We start from the raw sequence: 19256 nt of genomic DNA on the forward strand, positions 1-19256 counted from the left end.
GCGAGCGCAGCTCGCGATGCGCCGCGTGGGCGGCGCTCGGTCTCGTCGGCGCAGAAAACGCTGTGGCGAACACAAAAAAACCCTGAGCAGGCAGGCCTGCACAGGGTTCTCCCTAGCAGCAGAATTACTTCTGCTTGACGCCTTCCAGGCTGATATCCAGATCCAGCGTCTGCGAAGTCGGGCCTGGACCTTTGATGCCGAAGTCGTTCAGGTTCAGCGTGGTCTTGGCGTTGAAACCGGCGCGCTCGCCGCCCCATGGATCTTTGCCTTCGCCATTGAAGGTGGCCTTGAAGGTCACCGGCTTGGTCACGCCGTGCAGGGTCAGGTCACCGGTGACATCAGCGGTCTTCTCGCCGGTGGACTTGACGCTGGTGGAGACGAATTTGGCATCCGGGTACTTGCTGACATCCAGGAAGTCCTTGCTGGCGATGTGCTTGTCACGCTCGGCATGGTTGGACCACAGGCTGGCGGTTTTCAGGTCAACGTTGATCTTGCTGGCCTCAGGCTTGGCGCTGTCCCAGCTGAAGTCGCCACTGAAGTCCTTGAACGTGCCGTGGATGAAGCTGTAGCCCAAGTGGCTGATCTTCCAGTCGACGAACGCGTGCTGGCCTTCCTTGTCGATCTTGTACTCGGCGGCCATGGCCTGGCCTGCGGACAACAGGGCGGTACCGAGGGCCAGGGCGGCAAAAGTCTTTTTCAACATCCTTACTTCCTTCCTTTGCAATTGAGGTTGAGAATCAAGCTTTGCGGCCCAGCATGCGCTTGAGGGTCGCGTCACGGTCGATGAAATGGTGCTTCAAGGCAGCCAGGGCATGCAATACGGCGAAGATCACCAAACCCCAGGCCAACCACAAGTGGATCACCCCGGCCACATCGGCCTGGTCGGGCAGGTCGCTGATCAGCGCCGGCACTTCGAACAGACCGAATACCGGAATGCCAACGCCGTCGGCGGTGGAGATCAGGTAGCCGGCGATCATCACTGCGAACAATCCCAGGTACAGCGCCAGGTGACCCAACTTGGCGGCAACGCGGGTGAAGGCGCCATGGCTGGCAGGTGCTGGCGGAGCCGGGCTGATGAATCGCCAAAGCACACGCAACACCATCACCGCCAGCAAGGTCAGGCCTATGCTTTTGTGCAGATCGGGGCCCGCCTTTCGCCAGGGGTCATAGTAGTCGAGACCGACCATCCACAAGCCCAGGCCAAACAACCCGAATACAGCGAGTGCAACCGCCCAGTGCAGGGCGATGCTGACCGCACCATAACGTGAAGGTGAATTGCGCAATTGCATGATGAGCGTGTTTCCCCGTGAAAGCTGTGCACAGACTAACGCCAAACGTATCGAAATAAAGCTTAAAAAATTGCTTCGGATAATCGAGAAATCCGATAGTTAGTGTGTGTGCTTCCTATTAAGGAAACGTTAACGATAGTCGGGGAATTAAACGCTGTCACGGTTGCGCCGGCATGGCGACGGCATGCGCCGCCGCCATGAGGCGCTGACCGCTGATCAGTTGGCCTTGGCTTGCGTATTGGCCGCCGGTTTTTTCGCAGGCTCGGTCTTGACCGTGGCCTTCTTCGGCTGCGCTGGCTTATGCGCAGGTTTCGCCGCAGGTTTGTGCGCAGGTGCAGGCTTGGCTGCAGGCGTCTTGGCCGAGGCAGTCTTGGCCGGCGCTTGCTTGACCACGGCCGCCGGCGCAGGGGCCGGAGCAGGCGCCGCTACTGGTGCTGGGGCTGGGGCTGAAGCCGGGGCCGGGGCCGGGGCCGCCTGCTCAGCCTGGGTCAGCACCGCTGGCTTCGCTTCAGCTTTGTCGGCGCTCCCGAACAGGCGCGAGAAGAACCCGCCACTGTCCTTCTTCGCCGCCACCGCACCCGTCGCAGCAGCTGCCGCGACGGCCGTGGCGCTGACCGGGTCGAACGACTTGCCGGCCAGCAGCTCCTGCACTTGTCCGGCGGCGCGCTGACCGCTGCGCAAGGCGCCTTCGAGCGTCCCTGGATACATCGCGTCGGTGTGTTCCCCGGCGAAGGCTACGCGTTGCACCGGCCGCTCCCAGAGGCGCCAGTACTTGCTGATCTGGCCCGGGCCATAGGCCAGATAGGCGCCGCCGGTGCCGGCGTCGACGCTGTAGCGCTTGACCTCATAGCCCGTGAAGGCACCGCGGGCCTGTGGATAGAAGGCGTGCAGGCGGATCAGCACCTGATCGACCATTTGCTTGTCGCCGAAGGCCTGCAGCAGCCGCGCGTTGTCACCAGACAGGTTGACTACCACGTTGGCGCCCCCCTTGAGCGCAGGTTCGATCCACAGCATGCCAAGCCCGGTATTGCTGAAGATCTCGCCCGACATGCGCGCCCGGCTTTCCCAAACCGGCTGCTTGAACTTCAGCATCAGCTGGTCGCGCCAGCCGTAGTTGGTCCCGCGCAGCGCCGCCACATGCTTGGTGTCGAGCATCGGGCTCATCTGGATCTTGGCCAGCGCCCGCAGCGGAACCGCCACCACTGCATAATCGGCCTTGTAGTCAGTGGTACCGGCCTTGACCGTTACCCCGTCCTTGTCCTGCACGATGGCCGTGACCGGTGCGCTGGTCTTGATGGTCTTCAACTGCTTGACGAACGCCTGGGCCAGCACCGGGCTGCCGCCTGGCAGTCGCGCGGCACGCAGGTCGCGGTCGCTGACGCCGCGATAGACACGGCTCTGCTGGGCGAAATACAGCAGCGAGAGGCGGGACGGCTCATCGTAGCGGGTACGGATCTGCTGGTTGATCAGCTGGCGGGCAGTGGCCGGCAGCTGCAGTTTGTCGAGCCAGCTGGACACGTTGATCTGGTCGAGCGCGAACAGCGTACTGGTCGCCTGCGGGTTGAGCGGGTCGTCGATCGAGCGGGCCAGGTCGTCGAGGGTCTTCTCATAACGCTTGAGCGCTTCAGCGGTCGCCGGTTGCTTGGTCGCCAGATCGCTGGCACTGAAGTACTCGCCGTCGATCAGGTAGCTCGGGGTGCGCACGAATTCTGGCGCGGGCAGCGTCTCAAGCTTGAAGCGGTCGATGTACTGATTGAGCACCGGCTGCACCTTGGCGTTGCCGATCCACTCGCTGGTGGCCAGGCCCGAACGCCCGCCCATGCCTGACTTGGCCTCCAGCAAAGTGACCTGCCAGCCCTTGCTCTGCAGTTCGTAGGCTGCGGTGAGGCCCGCCAGTCCACCGCCTACCACGATTGCCTCAGGTGTCTTGTCCTTCGCCAGCGCGGCGCCGCTGGACACACCGATCAATACCAACGCGCACAGGCGCACCCAAGCAGCAGCCATGTCGGCGAACTCCGAGTTGAAATTACGGGGATGGGAGAGGCAAGGCTGCCCCTGGAGACGATGCGTTAAGAATACGTCAGGTCTCAGGACCCTGCCACCACAGTGATATCAAGTGCTTCACGCAACTGGCATTTTTACCAGTAGCCAGGCCTATTGCCACCAAGCGAAGCTAGCGGAGGTCGTCGATAAAACCGACAGAAGGAGCTGCGCATGACCTATGAAGAGCATTTCGATCAGGTGGTGCCGCAGTTTTTGCACCCCAGGCAGACCATGACGACGCCGTCGGGTTTGCAGATATCGGCCAATGGCACCTGCTGGATCAGACAACGGGAGGCGGCGACGGGCGAGTCAGGCGCGGAACTGGTGATTAACGAGCACAGCGATGTGCAAATCAGCTTCAGCCATGAGATCGCCAGCCTGCGCCTTGAATACTACGTGCAAAGCCAATGGCCTGTTGCTCAGCAACCGCTGCCGGAGGGGCAAAAAACCGGTATGAGCGTGGCCGCTGAGCGGCGCAGTGTCTATTGGCTGACCCTCTCGGGCAGTGGATTCACCGACTTCAAGCCCGGCCCGCTCGCCAGCGAGCCTTCTCACCAGGTGCTGGCCGGGCCATTTCGCCGCTTGACCATCTCCACTTCCGAGGCCGGCAGTGTGCATGTGCGCAAGCTGCAATGGACGCGCACCAATCGCCATTGACGCACTGGCGGTTGTCCTGCCCCCTGGCATTGCTTAGGCTTACGCGGTCAACGCACGCTGCAAAGCCAGGAGAAGTACCGATGGGCCTCAACGATCAGTGGATGCAACGCGACCTCAAGGTCCTGTGGCACCCCTGCACCCAGATGAAAGACCACGAACAACTGCCGCTGATACCGATCCGCCGCGGTGAGGGCGTGTGGCTCGAGGACTTCGACGGCAAGCGCTACCTGGATGCCGTCAGTAGCTGGTGGGTCAATGTGTTCGGCCACGCCAATCCGCGCATCAACCAGCGCATCAAGGACCAGGTCGACCAGCTGGAGCACGTGATCCTGGCCGGCTTCAGCCATCAGCCGGTGATCGAGCTGTCCGAACGCCTGGTGGCCATGACCCCAGCCGGGCTCGATCGGGTGTTCTACGCCGACAACGGCTCCTCGTGCATCGAGGTGGCGCTGAAGATGAGCTTTCACTACTGGCAGAACATCGGCAAGCCGGCCAAGAAACGCTTCGTCACCCTGAGCAACAGCTACCACGGTGAAACCATCGCGGCAATGTCGGTGGGCGATGTGCCGCTGTTCACCGAGACTTACAAAGCGTTGCTGCTGGACACCATCAAGGTGCCCAGCCCCGACTGCTACCTGCGCCCGGAGGGCATGAGCTGGGAGGAGCACTCGCGCAACATGTTCGCCGCCATGGAGCAAACCCTGGCCGAGCACCACGAAAGCCTTGCGGCGGTGATCGTCGAGCCGCTGATCCAGGGCGCCGGTGGCATGCGCATGTATCACCCGGTCTATCTCAAGCTCCTGCGCGAAGCCTGCGATCGCTATGACGTGCACCTGATCCACGACGAAATCGCCGTGGGCTTCGGCCGCACCGGCACGATGTTCGCGTGCGAGCAAGCCGGCATCCGCCCGGACTTCCTGTGCCTGTCCAAGGCACTGACCGGTGGCTACCTGCCGCTGGCAGCGTGCCTGACCACCGACAAGGTGTACCAGGCTTTTTACGACGATTACCCGACCCTGCGCGCGTTTCTGCATTCGCACAGCTACACCGGCAACCCACTGGCTTGCGCGGCGGCCCTGGCGACCCTGGATATCTTCGAGCAAGACAACGTGATCGAGGCCAACAAGGCCCTGTCGGCGCGCATGGCCAGTGCCACTGCCCATCTGAGCGAGCATGCCCACGTCGCCGAGATCCGCCAGACCGGCATGGCCCTGGCCATCGAGATGGTCAAGGACAAAGCCGGCAAGGTCGCCTACCCCTGGCAGGAGCGCCGCGGCCTGAAGGTCTTCGAGCATGCGCTGAGCCGCGGCGCATTGCTGCGCCCGCTGGGCAGCGTGGTGTACTTCCTGCCGCCCTACGTGATCACCCCGGAGCAGATCGACTTTCTGGCCGAGGTTGCCAGCGAAGGCATCGACATTGCCACCCGCGACAGTGTCAGCGTGGCAGTACCAGCCGATTTCCACCCCGACTTCCGCGATCCGGGCTGAATCCAGCGCAAACGCCAGTCCCCGTAAGGGACCCTGCCCATTTCACATGCCGAGCTGAACCATGAGACTGTCCCGCTTTTTCATCGACGCGCCCCTGAGCCTGGGTGAACATGACCTGCCTGAAGCCCAGGCCCACTACATTGGCCGTGTCCTGCGCATGGCCCCTGACGATGCCGTGCAACTGTTCGACGGCAGCGGTCAGGAATACCTCGGCCGGTTGCTCGAAGTCGGCAAGAAGACCGTGCGCGTCAGCCTCGACCAAGCCCTCCCCGGCCAGCCGGACTCACCCCTGCACGTCCACCTGGGCCAGGGTCTGTCGCGCGGCGAGCGCATGGACTGGGCCATTCAGAAAGCCACCGAGCTCGGCGTCGATGCGATTACCCCCATCGTCAGCGAGCGCTGTGAAGTCAGGTTGAAAGACGAGCGCGCCGACAAGCGCCTGGCACACTGGCGCCAGGTGGCGATCAGTGCCTGCGAACAGTGCGGCCGCTCGACCCTGCCGCAAATTCATCCGCCAGTGACTCTGGCCGAATGGCTCGAGCGCAGCGACGCCGACCTCAAGCTGGTGCTGCACCCGGTCGCCGAGCCACTGACCAGCCATGCCAGGCCGACGACGCTGGCGTTCCTGATCGGCCCCGAGGGCGGTTTGAGCGAGGCCGAAGTGCAACAGGCCAAGGCCGCGGGCTTCCATGCAGCACGGCTGGGTCCGCGGGTGTTGCGCACCGAAACCGCACCGGTGGTGGCGCTCGCGGTGGCCCAGCAGTTGTGGGGCGATTTCTAACGCACGTACAGTGAAACCGCCACGAAGTGCATGAGGCTGCCGGCGATGACGAACAGGTGCCAGATGCCATGGGCGTGGCGAAGGCGGCTGTCCAGCGCGAAGAAAATGATGCCGATGGTGTACAACACGCCACCGCCGGCTAGCCAGATGAAGCCGGCGCTGCCCAGCTTGTGCAGCAGCGGCCCGACCGCCACCAGCACGATCCAGCCCATCACGGCGTAGATGACGATCGAGAGAATGCGCGCCTCGGAGCGTGGCTTGATCTCCTGCAGCATGCCGATCACCGCCAGGCCCCACACCACGCCGAACAGGCTCCAGCCCCACGGTCCGCGCAGGCTGACCAGGCAGAACGGTGTGTAGCTTCCGGCAATGAGCAGGTAGATGGACAAGTGATCGAGCTTGCGCATGATCACTTTCGCCCGCCCGCGGGTGCTGTGATAGAGGGTGGAGGTGCTGTACAGCAGCATCAAGGTGCCGCCATAGATGGAAAAGCTGACGATTTTCCAGGGATCGCCCTGCAACCCGGCACTGACGATCAGCCAGCTGGCCCCGATACAGGCCAGCACAGCGCCCACCAGGTGGGTCCAGGCATTGAAACGTTCACCGTAGTACATGGAAAAGCAGACCGCGCGAGGCGCGGCAAGTTTCAAGCGGCGAGCTGCAGCTGCCGCTCAGAGCTGCTGCTGGCGTACCAGTCTTTCCAGGCCGGCCAGGTCGGGGACGCGGGCAACCTGCTCGCCGACCTGCACGGCAGCCAGCTCCAGGCTCGCCAGCGGCACATCGACGTAATTGAGCTGGCTGTCCAGCTTGCACGAACGCGGGATGTCCTGCAGCAGTACCGCCAGGTAGCGCAGCCCGGTGTCACCGAGTGCGTTGAGCACCACGATGCGCGCGCGCTCACCGCACGCTGTCACGCCGCCGCAGGCCGCCTCGAAGCCAATCAGCGGCAGCCGTTGCTGGCGCCAGTCGATCCAGCCCAGGTGCCAGGCCGGATCGCCCGGTTCGCAATGCAGGTTACGCTGGCCGATCAACTCGACCACGGCGACATTCGGCAGCACCAGCGTGCGGTCGCCCAGCGGCAACAGCAGCCCCGTCAGACTGCTGCGTTGTCCGGCGATCAGCTCAAGCATGGATCTGGCTCCAGTGGGCGATGCTCTGCAACAGCACCGACTCCTGATAAGGTTTGCCCAGGTAGTCGTTGACCCCGATGGCCATGGCCCGGTCGCGGTGCTTCTGCCCGGTGCGCGAGGTGATCATGATGATCGGCAGGTCTTGCAGGCGCGGGTCTTGACGGATGCGCGTGGCAACCTCGAAGCCGTCCATGCGCGGCATTTCAATGTCCAGCAACAGCACGTCGGGCCGGTGTTCCTGCAACTGGGCCATGGCATCGACCCCGTCCTTGGCGGTCAGTACGCTCATGCCGTGGCGCTCCAGCAGGCGGCTGGTGACCTTGCGCACGGTCACCGAGTCGTCCACGACCATCACCAAGGCCGCGCGGCGCGGTGCCGGGCCAAGCAGGCCGCGCTGCGGAGCGTTGCCGCCTGGCAACCGTGCCAAGCGCCGCTGTTGACCGCGCAGCTGGCCCAGCAGGTCGAGAATCAGCACCACCCGCCCGTCACCGAGCAAGGTCGCCCCGGATAACCCGGCCACCGCAGCGAACTGCGGCCCCAGGCTCTTCACCACGATCTCCCGGCTCTGCGACAGGCTGTCGACCTGAATGGCGAAGGACTGCTCCTGCGAATGCACCAGCAGCACCGGCAGCGGTACGCTTTGCCCCAGCAATACAGGGCGCGGCGAGCCCTGCAGCAATTCGCCGAGGTAGCGCAGTTCATAAGCATGGCCGGCATACACATAGCGAGGAACAGCCTGCTCATAGCAGGCAGCCAGCTCCGCTGGCGGTACCCGCACGATACCCTCGATGGTATTCAGGCCGATGGCGTACTGCTCCTCGCCAAGGTGGACCATCAAGGCGCGGTTGATCGACACGGTGAACGGCAGGCGAATCAGAAAGCGCGCCCCCTTGCCCTGGGCAGACTCGATGGTCATCGAGCCGCCCAACTGCTTGACCTCTTCATGGACCACGTCCATGCCCAGGCCGCGTCCGGAAATCTGCGTGATCTTCTGCGCGGTGGAGAAGCCAGGACGCAGGATGAACTGCAGAATCTCGTGATCGCTCAGCTGCGCCTGCGGGTCCAGCAAGCCGCGTTTGATCGCCTTGCGCCGTACCGCCTCCAGGGGCACGCCCGCGCCGTCATCGGACATTTCGATGACGATGTCGGCACCCTCATGAAGCAGGTTCAGATGAATCGTGCCCTGCTCCGGCTTGCCAGCGGCCAGGCGCACATCGCGCGCCTCCAGACCGTGGTCGACGGCATTGCGCAACATGTGTTCAAGGGGCGCGACCATGCGTTCGAGCACGCTGCGGTCCAACTCGCCCTCGGCATTGCCGACCACCAGTTCGACCTGCTTGCCCAGCTCGCTGGCGACTTGGCGCACCACGCGCTGCAAACGCGGCACCAGGCGTTCGAACGGCACCATCAAGGTGGCGGTCAAGCCTTCCTGCAACTGGCTGTTGACCCGCGCCTGCTGCTGCAACAGGCTGTAGGCCTCCTGGGCGCGCTGGGTCAGCGTTTCCTTCAGATCGAGCAGGTCCGACGCGGACTCGAACAGGCCTCGCGACAGCTGTTGCAGTTGGGAATGGCGGTCCATCTCCAGCGGATCGAAGTCCTCATAGGCATCGCCTTCGAGCGCCTGGCGGCTGCTGACGCGCCCTTGGGTCTCGATGTCCAGGCGCAGCAACTGATCGCGCATGCGCTCCAGGGTCGTTTCCATCTCGTTGAGGGCGAACTGGGCGTCGTTGACCTGCTGCTCGATACGCCCGCGAATCACCGAATGCTCGCCGGCCAGGTTACCCAGGTCGTCAAGCAGCTCGGCATCGACCTTGACCATGTCGCCGGGGGCACGCTCTGGCGCCGTCGCCGGCACCTCGACGGCTGATGCCTCGAGGGTCGGCTGGCCGGCGGCGCTGTCGGTCAGGGCGGCGCTGCTGAAATTGCGAATGTAGTCGATCAGCGCCGTGGCAGCGTGCAACGGCTGGCCCAGGCGCACGGCATCGAGCATGTGCGCCAGGCGGTCGTGACAGTTCTGCAGCAAGGCGAACAACGCCGGGCTGGGCGGTAGGCGCCCAGCGGCGAGCAGCTCGTAGAGAAACTCCAGTTCATGGGCCAGGTCGCCGATTGCGGCGATCTCGACCATGCGCGCACCGCCTTTGAGGGTATGCAGGTCGCGCAGCAGGTTGTCGACCTCGGCGCCATTGCGTGGCTCGGCCTGCCAGCGCGCCAGGGACTCGGCGGCGCTTTCGACGATGTCGGAGCTTTCTTCGAGAAAGACCTCCAGCAGCTCTCGATCGCCCGGGCTTTGCGCCTCTTCATCTTCATCGGCCAAGTCAGTGAGCGGGGTCACGCCATCACGGCTGACCACGCCCATGGCGTCGCCGGCCAAGGCGCCCTCCAACAGGCCGCGCAAGGCGTCCAGGCAATCCTGCCGGGGGCTGACCTGCTGTCCGGCGGCCACTTGGTCGAGCATGTCGAGCAGGGCTTCATGGGCGAGTTGCGCCACGTTGAAAAATGGCGTGCTGGCGCCCAGGCTTCCCTCTTCGACTGCACCATAGAGGTCCAGCAATGCCTCACACACGGCGTCCATCTGCCACAAATCGGCCAGATGCGCGGCGTGACCGAGGTGGGTCAATTCGTCGAGCAGGCTGTCCAAGGCATCGCGCTGGTGCGGCTGCTGCTGCCAACGTGCCAGCAGCGATTCAGCGTTCGACAGGCTATCCATTGCCTCGGCCAGAAACCGGGCGGTCAGCTGCGGATCGCGCTTGCCCTGACGCGCAGCCTGCGGCTCGGCATGCAGGCTGGCCAGGCGCAGGTCCACGGCTTGGCTGACCTGCTCGATCAACTGCGCGGCGCCAGCGATGGCCGCCAGCGGGGTGCTGGCCAGCTGCTCCAGGCCACGGCAAAACAGCGCATGTGCACTGTGCAACCAGTGCAGTTCTGTGTCTTGCAGGGGTAGCTGGTGGTCCCGGTACTCACGCACCAGGCGATCGAAGGCCGTGGCCAGTTCGGCGATCGGCATGACACCGGCCATCGCCGCGCTGCCCTTGAGGGTGTGCAAGGCCCGTTGCAGCTCGTCGCTGACCTCGCTGCCCTGGCCGTCGGCGCCGTGCAGAAAGGCAGCCAGGCTGGCGAGGTGCTCTTGCGCCTCGGTGCTGAAAATGTCCAGCAGCTGCGGGTCGAGCCGATCGTCGTCGCCGCCCTCACTGCCTGGCTGTGGATCGAGTGGATCGCCAGGGCAGCTGCGCACGCCGAGCGCGACCAGGCTATTGCGCGCGAGGTCGAGAAAACGCTGAGCGTCAGCCAAGGGGTCAGCCACTCGCCACTGCAGGTAACATTCAGCGGCACTGAGCGCGTCGCCCAGGTGGTCGAGCTCTGCTGTCGGCGGCTGCAGTTGGGGCTGTTGCAGCCAGCCCTGCACATAGTCTGCACAACCGGCGAAGACCTCGGCGGCGGCCGGCAGCATCAGCATGGCCAAGGCCCCGCGCACTTGCAGCAACAGCCCAGGCAGCGGTTGCAGGTGCTGGCGCGGCCAGCCCGATTCCAGGCAATCGCCGGTGAGGTCCTTGGCCTGCTGCAATACCACCAGGCATTCATTCAGCACCAGCTGGCGGATCTCGCCGAGATCGGAGCCGGGCATCGGCCCCTGCGCGCTTTCTTCGAGCGGCAGGACCATGCCGTTGAGGGTGGCCTCCACGTACAACAGCGCGCCGGCGACATCCATCAGCACCGCGTCGGCGACCACCCGCTCGCCCTGCGCCAGGGCTTGCAGCGCCAGCACCTGATCGATGATCACTCGGCGCGGCTGCTGAAATCCCAGCACCGCCAAGGTGTCGGCAACGTGGCGCAGCGGCGCGAGCAACTCATCCAGGTCTTCGTTGTGCTGGCGATCGCCGCGCACGAACTGATCCAGACGCTCCTTGATTCGCATCAGGTCGTCGCACAGGGCAGTGATCACCGAGCGCAGGGCATCCCGGCCGGGCCCGGCTTGCATCTGCTCGCGCCAGTTACCCAGCGACAGATCGAGATTCGCCAGGTCCGCGGCGCCGGCCAAGCCCTGCGTGGCGTCGCTGATCAGGCTGGCCTGGGCCAACGGCTCGACGCCGCGGCAGGCACGCAGTTGGTTGAGCAGCGGCAGCATCACCAACGGCAGGTCGTGGCGAGCACCGCGCAAACGCTCCAGGTACGCAGGCAACTGCTCAAGGCCACGAAACAGCGGCCCCAGGCAGTCGCCACGCGGGCTGACCTGGCCATCGGCCAACGCCTTGGCCAGCAGTTCCAGCTCTTCGGCCAGGCGCGTGGCACCGCGTAGCTGCAGCATGCGCAAGCAGCCGTGCACCTGGTGCAGGTTATCCACAACGAAGGCCAGCATCGACACATCGCCAGTATCGCCAGCAAAGCGCTCCAGGGCCTGACGGGCCTGGCTCAGGCAGTCGAAAATCGCCGCGCGGGTCCAGGCCAGGGCCACGGTATCGTGGCGCTCGGGGCTTATTACGGCTGAAGCCATGGGGTCATCCTCAACTGCGCTCGGCAGGGGCCGGCAGGGTGAAGCCCGAGACCGAGCGCCGCATCTCGCTGGCCATGCGTGCCAGATGGCGGATGCTGTCGGCGGTAGCGCCGGAGCCTGCAGAGGTCTGCGCGGTGATCTGCTGGATCACCGCCATGGTGTGGGAAATCTGCCCTGCCGAAGACGTCTGCAGCTGGGCAGCATCAGAGATGCTGTGGATAAGTTCAGCCAGGTTCTGCGACACCCCTTCGATCTCGGCCAGGGCTACCCCGGCATCCTGCGCCAGCCGCGCACCGCGCACCACTTCGGCGGTGGTCTGCTCCATGGAGATCACCGCTTCGTTGGTGTCTGCCTGGATGGTGCGCACCAGGGCCTCGATCTGCCGGGTGGCTGACGACGAACGTTCGGCCAGGCGTTGCACCTCGTCGGCGACCACGGCGAAACCTCGTCCGGCCTCGCCCGCCAACGATGCCTGAATCGCCGCATTGAGGGCGAGGATGTTGGTCTGGTCGGCAATGTCGTCGATCAGGCTGACGATGTCGCCGATTTCCTGGGAAGACTCGCCCAGGCGCTTGATCCGCTTGGCGGTGTCCTGGATCTGCTCGCGAATGTTGTCCATCCCGTCGATGGTGTTGTGCACCACCTCGTTACCTTTGTTGGCGATGGCCACCGAGCGCTCGGCGACCTTGGCCGACTCATAGGCGTGGGCAGAAACCCGGTCGATCGATTCGACCATGTCACCGACCGCCTCGGAAGCCTCGCTGATCTGTTCGGCCTGATGCTCCGACGCCTTGGCCAACTGGCGCGCGGTGTTCTGCGTGTCCTGCACGGCCGCCGCGACCTGCTCGGCACTATGATTGATGGTGGCCACCAGATCGCGCAATTGGTCGACCGAGTAGTTGATCGAATCGGCGATGGCCCCGGTGAAGTCCTCGGTCACCGACACGGTGACGGTCAGGTCACCATCGGCCAACTCTTCGATCTCATCGAGCAGGCGCATGATCGCCTGCTGATTGCGTTCGTTCTTTTCGGCGGTTTCGCGCAACTGCCGGTGGGTGGTGCGTACCATCACCAGGCCGATCAGGATGATCGAAGCCAGCGCCAGCAGGCCCAGCGCATAACCACCCGCGGTATCCAGCGTGCGCCCCCCGGCCAGGTTCTCGAAACCGTTGGCCAGGTGCGAAGCCTCGTCGAGCAGGGTCTGCGACAGGCTGAAGATGTTGCCCGCCGCCTCTCTTACGCGGAACAGCTCGGGCGAGGTTTCGAGAATTTCGTCGACCGAGCCAGAGACGAACTGGAACAGCTCGGCGATCTCCGCCAGTCGTGCACGGGCATCGGCATCCTCGACGCGGGTCACCTGGATCGCCGGGTTGCCGCCGAGCATGCCCTCGAGCACCTGGCCGAAGCGGCTGGCGTCGCGGCCGAAGGTGTCGGCCGCCTGGGCCGCGCTGTCATCGCCGGCCAACACCGTGTTGACCGAGCCGAGAATGCGTTCGGCCAGCAGCAACTGGCGCTGGGCGACCACCACCTGGTTGGCCGGGGCACCGCTTTGCAGCAGAATTTCGACCACTTTCTCGTATTCGACCTGTAACTGCGGCACGGTCTCGGCCAGGGTCGCCGCGACCTGGTGCAACGACAGCACGGTCTGCTCGCTGGCAACGATGGTATCGGTGTTCTTGCGCAGGTTTTCCCAGTCCTGGCCGACCGCTTGCATTTCGTCGCGTACCGCAGCCGGCGCGGCCGGCAGGCCCGTGGACGGGTCGCCTTCACACAGGTAGCTCCAGCGCCGTTCGAAGTCGTTGCGCGCATCGGCCAGCAGCTTGAACGCCAGCGCCTTGCCTGCCGCCGCTTCGGTGGCGTTCTTGGCGATGCGCTGGGACAACACGCGCAACTCGCCGGCGTGGCCGATGTATTGCTTGTCGTGGTTGGCCTGGGTGTTGAGGTAGGCGAAGTTGGCGAACAGCAGGATGATCGACAGGATCAGGATCACGAACAGCACGGTGATCTGCACGATGCTGCGCGTGCGCGGGGTCATGCTGGCGGGGGCGACGGGGATGGCCGGCTGGTTCACGTTGCAGAGTCCTATAGCGCCACGTCAAGAAACCCCGGCGCCTGGGCCAGGGCGAAGGGGCTGAAGATCGCCCAGTTGCGCTCGCGCGGGAAATGCCCCTGCACGTAGCGCGTGGCGGCTCGCAGTAACGGCTGCGGCGGCGCCAGTTGCAGGCTGCTGAGGTCGAAATGCTGCAGGCCCAGCACCTCGTCGACCAACAGGCCGACGAACAGGTCTTCATGGTCGAGCACCAGTACCCGGCGCTGTTTGCCAGGCGCCGCCGGACCTAGACCGAAAAAACTGCTCAGGTCCATCACCGGCAACAGCCGACCGCGCAGGTTGGCCACGCCACAGACCCACGGCTGGACGCCCGGCACCCGGCTGCTGCGCGGTTCACGCAACACCTCGGCGACCTCACCCATGGGCGCGACGAACCATTGCCCGGCGATGCGAAAACCAATGCCGCTCCACTGCTGCAGGCGAGTGTCCTGGGGCGGCTGGTCGGCGACCAGCAGGCGGCAGCGCCGGTCGATGTCCAGCAACAGCTCGAAGGCGGTCAGCGACGCGCCTTGCGGGCGCGTGGTCAAGCGCCCAGCACCTCTTTGAGCTTGGCGATCAGCGCGTCTTCTTCCACCGGCTTGGTGAGGAAGTCCCGCGCACCTTGGCGAGTGGCCCAGATGCGGTCGGTTTCCTGGTCCTTGGTGGTCACCACCACCACGGGAATGGCGCTGGTTTCCGGGTCTTTGCTCAACTGGCGAGTGGCCTGGAAGCCGTTCATGCCGGGCATCACGATGTCCATCAGTACCGCGTCGGGGCGTTCCTGGCGGGCCAGGGCGACACCGTCGGCACCATTGTTGGCCTTGAGCACCTGGTGACCATGCTTCTCCAGCCATCCGGTCAATCTGTACATCTCTGTCGGCGAGTCGTCGACAATCAGAACTCGGGCCATGCTGTTTCCCCATCAGGCAATTGAGGCCGCGCCAGCGTAGCGCGGTCAGGGTGCGGATTGTTCGGGCACGGCGAAACCGGGCACGTGGGCCCTGATCGCGTCGAGCAGTTCTTGCTTGCTGAATGGTTTGGTCAGGAACTGATCGGAACCGACCACCCGGCCGCGAGCCTTGTCGAACAGGCCATCGCGCGAGGACAGCAGAATCACCGGAATGTCCTGGTAGGCACTGTTGTGCTTGATCACCGCGCAGGTTTGATAGCCGTCAAGACGCGGCATGAGTACGTCGACGAAAATGATCTGCGGCTGGTGATCGACGATCTTGGCCAGGGCATCGAAGCCATCACTGGCGGTGATCACCTCGCAGCCCGCTTCGCCGAGCAACATCTGCGCGGTGCGGCGGATCGTGCGGGAATCGTCGATCACCATCACCTTCAGAGGTTGTTCCATAGAGCCCTACCCGTCAGGATCGTCGTTGGCGCTGCAAGCTGCAAGCTTGAAGCGCCAAGCGATAAGCTGCAAGAAAAATCCGCTGCGGACGCCGCCCCGCTTTTTCTTGCAGCTCATCGCTTGCCACTTGCCGCCTGGGGCCCCCCGGCCCTTGACCGGTGGCGCGGACAGCGCCACCCTGAGCCACTTTTCTTTCGATTCACTGCGGCCAACGGCCGCCAAGAGGAACTCCCCATGAGCGTTCGCCTCGGCATTGTCATGGACCCGATCGGGTCCATCTCCTACAAGAAGGACAGCTCGCTGGCCATGCTGCTGGCCGCCCAGGCCCGCGGCTGGGAGCTGTTCTACCTGGAGCAGCGTGATCTCTACCTGGGCGCAGGCCAGGCGCGTGGGCAGATGCGTGCGCTGAAAGTCTTCGCCGATCCGGCGCGTTGGTTCGAGCTGGGCGAGGAGCAGGACGCCGCCCTGGCGGAGCTGGACGTGATCCTGATGCGCAAGGACCCGCCCTTCGACATGGAATTCGTCTACAGCACCTACCTGCTCGAGCAGGCCGAGCGCGAGGGCGTGCTGGTGGTCAACCGACCACAAAGCTTGCGCGACTGCAACGAGAAGCTGTTCGCCACCCAGTTTGCCCAGTGCATGGCGCCCACCCTGGTTAGCCGCCGGGTCGATATCCTGCGCGAGTTCGCCAACAGCCGTGGCGACGTCATCCTCAAGCCGCTGGACGGCATGGGCGGCGCCTCGGTGTTCCGTCACCGCAAGGACGACCCGAACCTCTCGGTGATTCTCGAGACCCTGACCCAGCACGGCACCCAGCAGATCATGGCGCAGGAATACCTGCCGCAGATCGTCGATGGCGACAAGCGCATCCTGATGATCGACGGCGAGCCGGTCGACTACTGCCTGGCGCGTATCCCGGCCAGCGGCGAAACCCGCGGCAACCTGGCCGCCGGCGGGCGCGGCGAAGCACGGCCGCTGACCGAGCGCGACCGCTGGATCGCCGCCCAGGTCGGCCCCGTGTTGCGCGAGAAGGGCCTGCTGTTCGTGGGCCTCGACGTGATCGGCGACTACCTCACCGAAATCAACGTCACCAGCCCGACCTGCATCCGCGAAATCGACGCGGCCTATGACACCGACATCGGCGGCAAGCTGATGGATGCCATTGATCGCCAGCTCAAGGCCCGCTGACCACCGACCCACGGCAACCCTGCCAGAGTGAGGTATGATGCCCAGCCCACAAGCTGCAAGCCCGCGTGCCGGCCCAGGCCGCGCTGTCGGTACTTGCAGCTTCAAGCTTGCAGCTTGCAGCTTGTAGCTCGAACACCCTGGATACTTGATGACGCTGCCCGCCGACATCCCCGCCGACCTGTTGCCACCGCGCGTACGCCCGCTGGACCGGCTCGGCTTCGCCTTGTTCCTGGCCGCGCTGGCGCACCTGGCGCTGATCCTCGGCGTGGGTTTCAGCGTGGTCAAACCGGCCGAAGTGCGCCAGACCATGGACATCACCCTGGCCACCTTCAAGAGCGAAAAGGCACCGGAAAAAGCCGACTTTCAAGCCCAGGACAACCAGCAGGGCAGTGGCACCCTGGAAAAGAAAGCGGTGCCCACCACCACCGAGCTGGCGCCGTTCCAGGACAGCAAGATCAACAAAGTCACCCCCCCACCCGCGCTGAAGCCTGAAGTCGCCCCACCACCCAAGCCCGAGAAGTCCGCCGTGGCGAGCAAGGCGCCGAAAGCGCAGAAGGTAGAACCCAAGCCCAAGGAAAGCAAGGCGCAGCCCAAGCCCGCGGCCACCCCCGAATTCGACAGCTCGCAGCTGTCCAGCCAGATCGCCAGCCTCGAGGCGGAACTCTCCAACGAGCAACAGATGTATGCCAAGCGCCCGCGCATTCATCGCCTCAATGCGGCCTCGACCATGCGCGACAAGGGCGCCTGGTACAAAGAGGAGTGGCGCAAGAAGGTCGAGCGGGTCGGTAATCTCAACTACCCCGACGAAGCGCGCCGCCAGCAGATCTATGGCAACTTGCGGATGATGGTGTCGATCAACCGTGATGGTTCGCTGTATGAGGTACTGGTACTGGAATCGTCCGGCCAGCCGGTACTGGACCAGGCGGCGCAGCGTATCGTGCGACTGGCTGCACCGTTTGCGCCGTTCACCGGCGATCTGGCCGAGTTCGATCGCCTGGAGATCATCCGTACCTGGCGCTTCGCCCGTGGTGATCGGCTGTCCAGCAACTGATCAGTCACAGGCAATCACTGCCTGGCCGAATCCACCCGGGTCGGGGCAAACGTCAACATCGACTACACGCATCCGCAGCTTGTCAGCCCGGCCACCTGGCGCCACACTATCCCCCATGAAAAACCTCACCCCGAGCTACCTCAAGCATCAGTTTCTGATCGCCATGCCGCACATGGCCGATCCGAACTTTGCCCAGACCCTCACGTACATCGTCGAGCACAACGCCAATGGCGCCATGGGCCTGGTGGTCAATCGCCCGCAGGAGCTCAACCTGGCCGACATTCTCGAGCAGTTGCGCCCTGACGAAGTGCCGGCGGCCAGCACTCTACAAGTGCCCATCTACCAGGGCGGGCCGGTGCAGACCGACCGCGGGTTCGTCCTGCACAGCAGTGAGTGCACCTACCAGGCCACCGTCGAGCTGCAGGGGCTGTCGCTGTCGACCTCGCAAGATGTGCTGTTCGCCATCGCCGAGGGCGTCGGGCCACGACAGAGCTTGATCACCCTGGGTTACGCCGGGTGGGAAGCCGGCCAGCTGGAGGCCGAGCTTGCCGACAACGCCTGGCTCAACTGCCCGTTCGATCCCGACATTCTCTTCGCCATGGACAGTGAGCAGCGCCTGGGCGCGGCGGCACGCAGCCTGGGCATCAACCTGAGCCTGCTCACCAGCCAGGCAGGGCACGCCTGATGGCGCCGCTGCGCCTGTTGCTGGGCTTCGACTATGGCAGTAAACAGATCGGCGTCGCCGTGGGCCAGGTCATTACGGGTCAGGCCCGCGAGTTGTGCACCCTCAAGGCGCAGAACGGCGTGCCGGACTGGGCCCAGGTCGAACGCCTGGTCGCCGAATGGAAACCCGATGCGATGGTGGTCGGCCTGCCGCTGAACATGGACGGCACGCCGAGCGAAATGAGCGCCCGCGCCGAGAAATTCGCCCGCCGTCTCAATGGCCGCTTCAACCTGCCGGTGCATACCCACGACGAACGCTTGACCACCTTCGAAGCCAAGGGCGAGCGCCTGGCCCGTGGCGGTCAGCGCGGCAGTTACCGTGACAACCCGGTCGATGCCATCGCCGCGGCCCTGCTGCTGCAAGGCTGGCTGGAGGCCAACACCTGAATTCCCGCGTTTACCGGGGCATCCCCCTACCCCGGCGCCCTCCTGGAGACACGCAATGAGCCTACCCAATCCCGCCGAGCTGATCCGGCAGATGGCCGTCGACCTTCGCGCCCACCTGGCCCGCCGCCATATCGACCAGCCGCGTTTCATCGGCATTCGCACCGGCGGCGTCTGGGTTGCCCAGGCCTTGCAACAGGAACTCGCCGACCAAAGCCCGCTGGGTAGCCTGGATGTGTCGTTCTACCGTGATGACTTCAGCCAGAACGGCCTGCATCCACAAGTTCGGCCTTCGGAGCTGCCCTTCGAGGTCGAGGGCCAGCACCTGGTACTGATCGATGACGTGCTGATGAGCGGTCGCACCATCCGCGCTGCCCTCAACGAGCTGTTCGACTATGGCCGTCCGGCCAGCGTGACCCTGGTCTGCCTGCTCGACCTGGATGCCGGCGAACTGCCCATCCGCCCCAACGTGCTGGGTGCCACCTTGTCGCTGGCGCCCCATGAACGGGTAAAATTGACCGGACCCGCGCCGCTCGCCCTCGAGCGCCAGGACCTCGCCACCGCTTCTGCCCTTTAAGAGTCCCCCGC

At 64.6% G+C, this 19256-nt stretch carries 18 protein-coding genes; 8 read left to right on the forward strand and 10 right to left on the reverse strand.

Annotated elements, in window-relative coordinates; all coding sequences use genetic code 11:
- Window positions 1-124 precede the first annotated feature (124 nt).
- From ACLEJW_RS10455 to ACLEJW_RS10465, 3 genes are all read right to left on the reverse strand, one after another.
- Window positions 125-703 carry a YceI family protein gene (locus ACLEJW_RS10455; protein WP_313299309.1) on the reverse strand — a complete coding sequence of 193 codons (579 nt, stop codon included), beginning with the start codon at window positions 701-703 and terminating at the stop codon, window positions 125-127.
- 34 nt (window positions 704-737) lie between these two features.
- Window positions 738-1289, reverse strand: a complete 552-nt coding sequence (locus ACLEJW_RS10460; protein WP_313299305.1) for a cytochrome b — start codon at window positions 1287-1289, stop codon at window positions 738-740.
- Window positions 1290-1505: 216 nt separating this feature from the next.
- Entirely contained in the window at window positions 1506-3293 is a 1788-nt protein-coding gene (locus ACLEJW_RS10465; protein WP_440777508.1) for an FAD-dependent oxidoreductase, read from the reverse strand.
- A gap of 210 nt (window positions 3294-3503) precedes the next feature.
- On the opposite strand from ACLEJW_RS10465, the gene ACLEJW_RS10470 reads away from it, so the two are divergent.
- The 3 genes from ACLEJW_RS10470 (at window position 3504) to ACLEJW_RS10480 (ending at window position 6257) form a co-directional block, all read left to right on the forward strand.
- Entirely contained in the window at window positions 3504-3989 is a 486-nt protein-coding gene (locus ACLEJW_RS10470; protein WP_440777509.1) for a hypothetical protein, read from the forward strand.
- Window positions 3990-4069: 80 nt separating this feature from the next.
- On the forward strand, window positions 4070-5476 hold the full coding sequence (locus tag ACLEJW_RS10475; RefSeq protein ID WP_440777510.1) for an adenosylmethionine--8-amino-7-oxononanoate transaminase: 1407 nt from the start codon (window positions 4070-4072) through the stop codon (window positions 5474-5476).
- Between the two features lie 61 nt (window positions 5477-5537).
- A complete protein-coding gene (locus ACLEJW_RS10480) occupies window positions 5538-6257 on the forward strand; it encodes a 16S rRNA (uracil(1498)-N(3))-methyltransferase (RefSeq protein WP_440777511.1) in 720 nt (239 codons plus the stop codon).
- On the opposite strand, the gene trhA is transcribed toward ACLEJW_RS10480, so the two are convergent.
- The 7 genes from trhA to ACLEJW_RS10515 are packed head-to-tail and all read right to left on the reverse strand — an operon-like array spanning window position 6254 to window position 15322.
- The gene (trhA, locus tag ACLEJW_RS10485) at window positions 6254-6871 is read right to left on the reverse strand and encodes a PAQR family membrane homeostasis protein TrhA (RefSeq protein WP_313299291.1); all 618 of its coding nucleotides are present in this window, start codon (window positions 6869-6871) and stop codon (window positions 6254-6256) included. The two genes, ACLEJW_RS10480 and trhA, sit on opposite strands and share 4 nt — an antisense overlap.
- 57 nt (window positions 6872-6928) lie before the next feature.
- The gene (locus ACLEJW_RS10490; protein WP_145189726.1) at window positions 6929-7387 is read right to left on the reverse strand and encodes a chemotaxis protein CheW; all 459 of its coding nucleotides are present in this window, start codon (window positions 7385-7387) and stop codon (window positions 6929-6931) included.
- A complete protein-coding gene (locus ACLEJW_RS10495) occupies window positions 7380-11876 on the reverse strand; it encodes an Hpt domain-containing protein (RefSeq protein WP_440777512.1) in 4497 nt (1498 codons plus the stop codon). The genes ACLEJW_RS10490 and ACLEJW_RS10495 overlap by 8 nt, the downstream gene beginning before the upstream one ends.
- 10 nt (window positions 11877-11886) lie before the next feature.
- Window positions 11887-13911, reverse strand: a complete 2025-nt coding sequence (locus ACLEJW_RS10500) for a methyl-accepting chemotaxis protein (RefSeq protein ID WP_440777576.1) — start codon at window positions 13909-13911, stop codon at window positions 11887-11889.
- 47 nt (window positions 13912-13958) lie between these two features.
- Complete coding sequence (locus ACLEJW_RS10505; protein ID WP_145189717.1) at window positions 13959-14513, reverse strand: chemotaxis protein CheW; 555 nt, start codon at window positions 14511-14513, stop codon at window positions 13959-13961.
- Window positions 14510-14875, reverse strand: a complete 366-nt coding sequence (gene pilH, locus ACLEJW_RS10510; RefSeq protein ID WP_145189714.1) for a twitching motility response regulator PilH — start codon at window positions 14873-14875, stop codon at window positions 14510-14512. The genes ACLEJW_RS10505 and pilH overlap by 4 nt, the downstream gene beginning before the upstream one ends.
- Window positions 14876-14920: 45 nt before the next feature.
- A complete protein-coding gene (locus ACLEJW_RS10515) occupies window positions 14921-15322 on the reverse strand; it encodes a response regulator (RefSeq protein WP_145189711.1) in 402 nt (133 codons plus the stop codon).
- A 234-nt stretch (window positions 15323-15556) separates the two neighbouring features.
- Between ACLEJW_RS10515 and gshB the strand changes: the two genes are divergently transcribed.
- The 5 genes from gshB (at window position 15557) to pyrR (ending at window position 19245) form a co-directional block, all read left to right on the forward strand.
- Window positions 15557-16510 (forward strand): glutathione synthase, encoded by a 954-nt coding sequence (gene gshB, locus ACLEJW_RS10520; protein ID WP_440777513.1) that lies wholly within the window; start codon window positions 15557-15559, stop codon window positions 16508-16510.
- A gap of 148 nt (window positions 16511-16658) precedes the next feature.
- Window positions 16659-17561, forward strand: a complete 903-nt coding sequence (locus ACLEJW_RS10525; protein WP_313459307.1) for an energy transducer TonB — start codon at window positions 16659-16661, stop codon at window positions 17559-17561.
- Window positions 17562-17676: 115 nt separating this feature from the next.
- Window positions 17677-18246 (forward strand): YqgE/AlgH family protein, encoded by a 570-nt coding sequence (locus tag ACLEJW_RS10530; protein ID WP_145189700.1) that lies wholly within the window; start codon window positions 17677-17679, stop codon window positions 18244-18246.
- Window positions 18246-18671, forward strand: coding sequence for a Holliday junction resolvase RuvX (ruvX, locus tag ACLEJW_RS10535; RefSeq protein ID WP_145189697.1), 426 nt, complete (start codon window positions 18246-18248; stop codon window positions 18669-18671). Before ACLEJW_RS10530 ends, ruvX begins: the two co-directional genes overlap by 1 nt.
- 55 nt (window positions 18672-18726) lie before the next feature.
- The gene (pyrR, locus tag ACLEJW_RS10540) at window positions 18727-19245 is read left to right on the forward strand and encodes a bifunctional pyr operon transcriptional regulator/uracil phosphoribosyltransferase PyrR (protein WP_145189694.1); all 519 of its coding nucleotides are present in this window, start codon (window positions 18727-18729) and stop codon (window positions 19243-19245) included.
- Window positions 19246-19256 lie beyond the last annotated feature (11 nt).

The sequence above is a fragment of the Pseudomonas sp. SMSB3 genome (assembly GCF_052041965.1).
GTDB lineage: Bacteria > Pseudomonadota > Gammaproteobacteria > Pseudomonadales > Pseudomonadaceae > Aquipseudomonas.

Excerpts from the sequence above, each read along its gene's own strand:
- ACLEJW_RS10500 (WP_440777576.1), bottom strand. The coding sequence starts at position 13,911 with ATGACCCCGCGCACGCGCAGCATCGTGCAGATCACCGTGCTGTTCGTG.
- trhA (WP_313299291.1), bottom strand. The coding sequence starts at position 6,871 with ATGTACTACGGTGAACGTTTCAATGCCTGGACCCACCTGGTGGGCGCT.
- ACLEJW_RS10480 (WP_440777511.1), top strand. The coding sequence starts at position 5,538 with ATGAGACTGTCCCGCTTTTTCATCGACGCGCCCCTGAGCCTGGGTGAA.
- ruvX (WP_145189697.1), top strand. The coding sequence starts at position 18,246 with ATGGCGCCGCTGCGCCTGTTGCTGGGCTTCGACTATGGCAGTAAACAG.
- ACLEJW_RS10530 (WP_145189700.1), top strand. The coding sequence starts at position 17,677 with ATGAAAAACCTCACCCCGAGCTACCTCAAGCATCAGTTTCTGATCGCC.
- ACLEJW_RS10490 (WP_145189726.1), bottom strand. The coding sequence starts at position 7,387 with ATGCTTGAGCTGATCGCCGGACAACGCAGCAGTCTGACGGGGCTGCTG.
- ACLEJW_RS10455 (WP_313299309.1), bottom strand. The coding sequence starts at position 703 with ATGTTGAAAAAGACTTTTGCCGCCCTGGCCCTCGGTACCGCCCTGTTG.
- ACLEJW_RS10475 (WP_440777510.1), top strand. The coding sequence starts at position 4,070 with ATGGGCCTCAACGATCAGTGGATGCAACGCGACCTCAAGGTCCTGTGG.
- pyrR (WP_145189694.1), top strand. The coding sequence starts at position 18,727 with ATGAGCCTACCCAATCCCGCCGAGCTGATCCGGCAGATGGCCGTCGAC.
- ACLEJW_RS10525 (WP_313459307.1), top strand. The coding sequence starts at position 16,659 with ATGACGCTGCCCGCCGACATCCCCGCCGACCTGTTGCCACCGCGCGTA.
- gshB (WP_440777513.1), top strand. The coding sequence starts at position 15,557 with ATGAGCGTTCGCCTCGGCATTGTCATGGACCCGATCGGGTCCATCTCC.
- ACLEJW_RS10470 (WP_440777509.1), top strand. The coding sequence starts at position 3,504 with ATGACCTATGAAGAGCATTTCGATCAGGTGGTGCCGCAGTTTTTGCAC.
- ACLEJW_RS10495 (WP_440777512.1), bottom strand. The coding sequence starts at position 11,876 with ATGGCTTCAGCCGTAATAAGCCCCGAGCGCCACGATACCGTGGCCCTG.
- ACLEJW_RS10515 (WP_145189711.1), bottom strand. The coding sequence starts at position 15,322 with ATGGAACAACCTCTGAAGGTGATGGTGATCGACGATTCCCGCACGATC.
- ACLEJW_RS10465 (WP_440777508.1), bottom strand. The coding sequence starts at position 3,293 with ATGGCTGCTGCTTGGGTGCGCCTGTGCGCGTTGGTATTGATCGGTGTG.
- ACLEJW_RS10460 (WP_313299305.1), bottom strand. The coding sequence starts at position 1,289 with ATGCAATTGCGCAATTCACCTTCACGTTATGGTGCGGTCAGCATCGCC.
- pilH (WP_145189714.1), bottom strand. The coding sequence starts at position 14,875 with ATGGCCCGAGTTCTGATTGTCGACGACTCGCCGACAGAGATGTACAGA.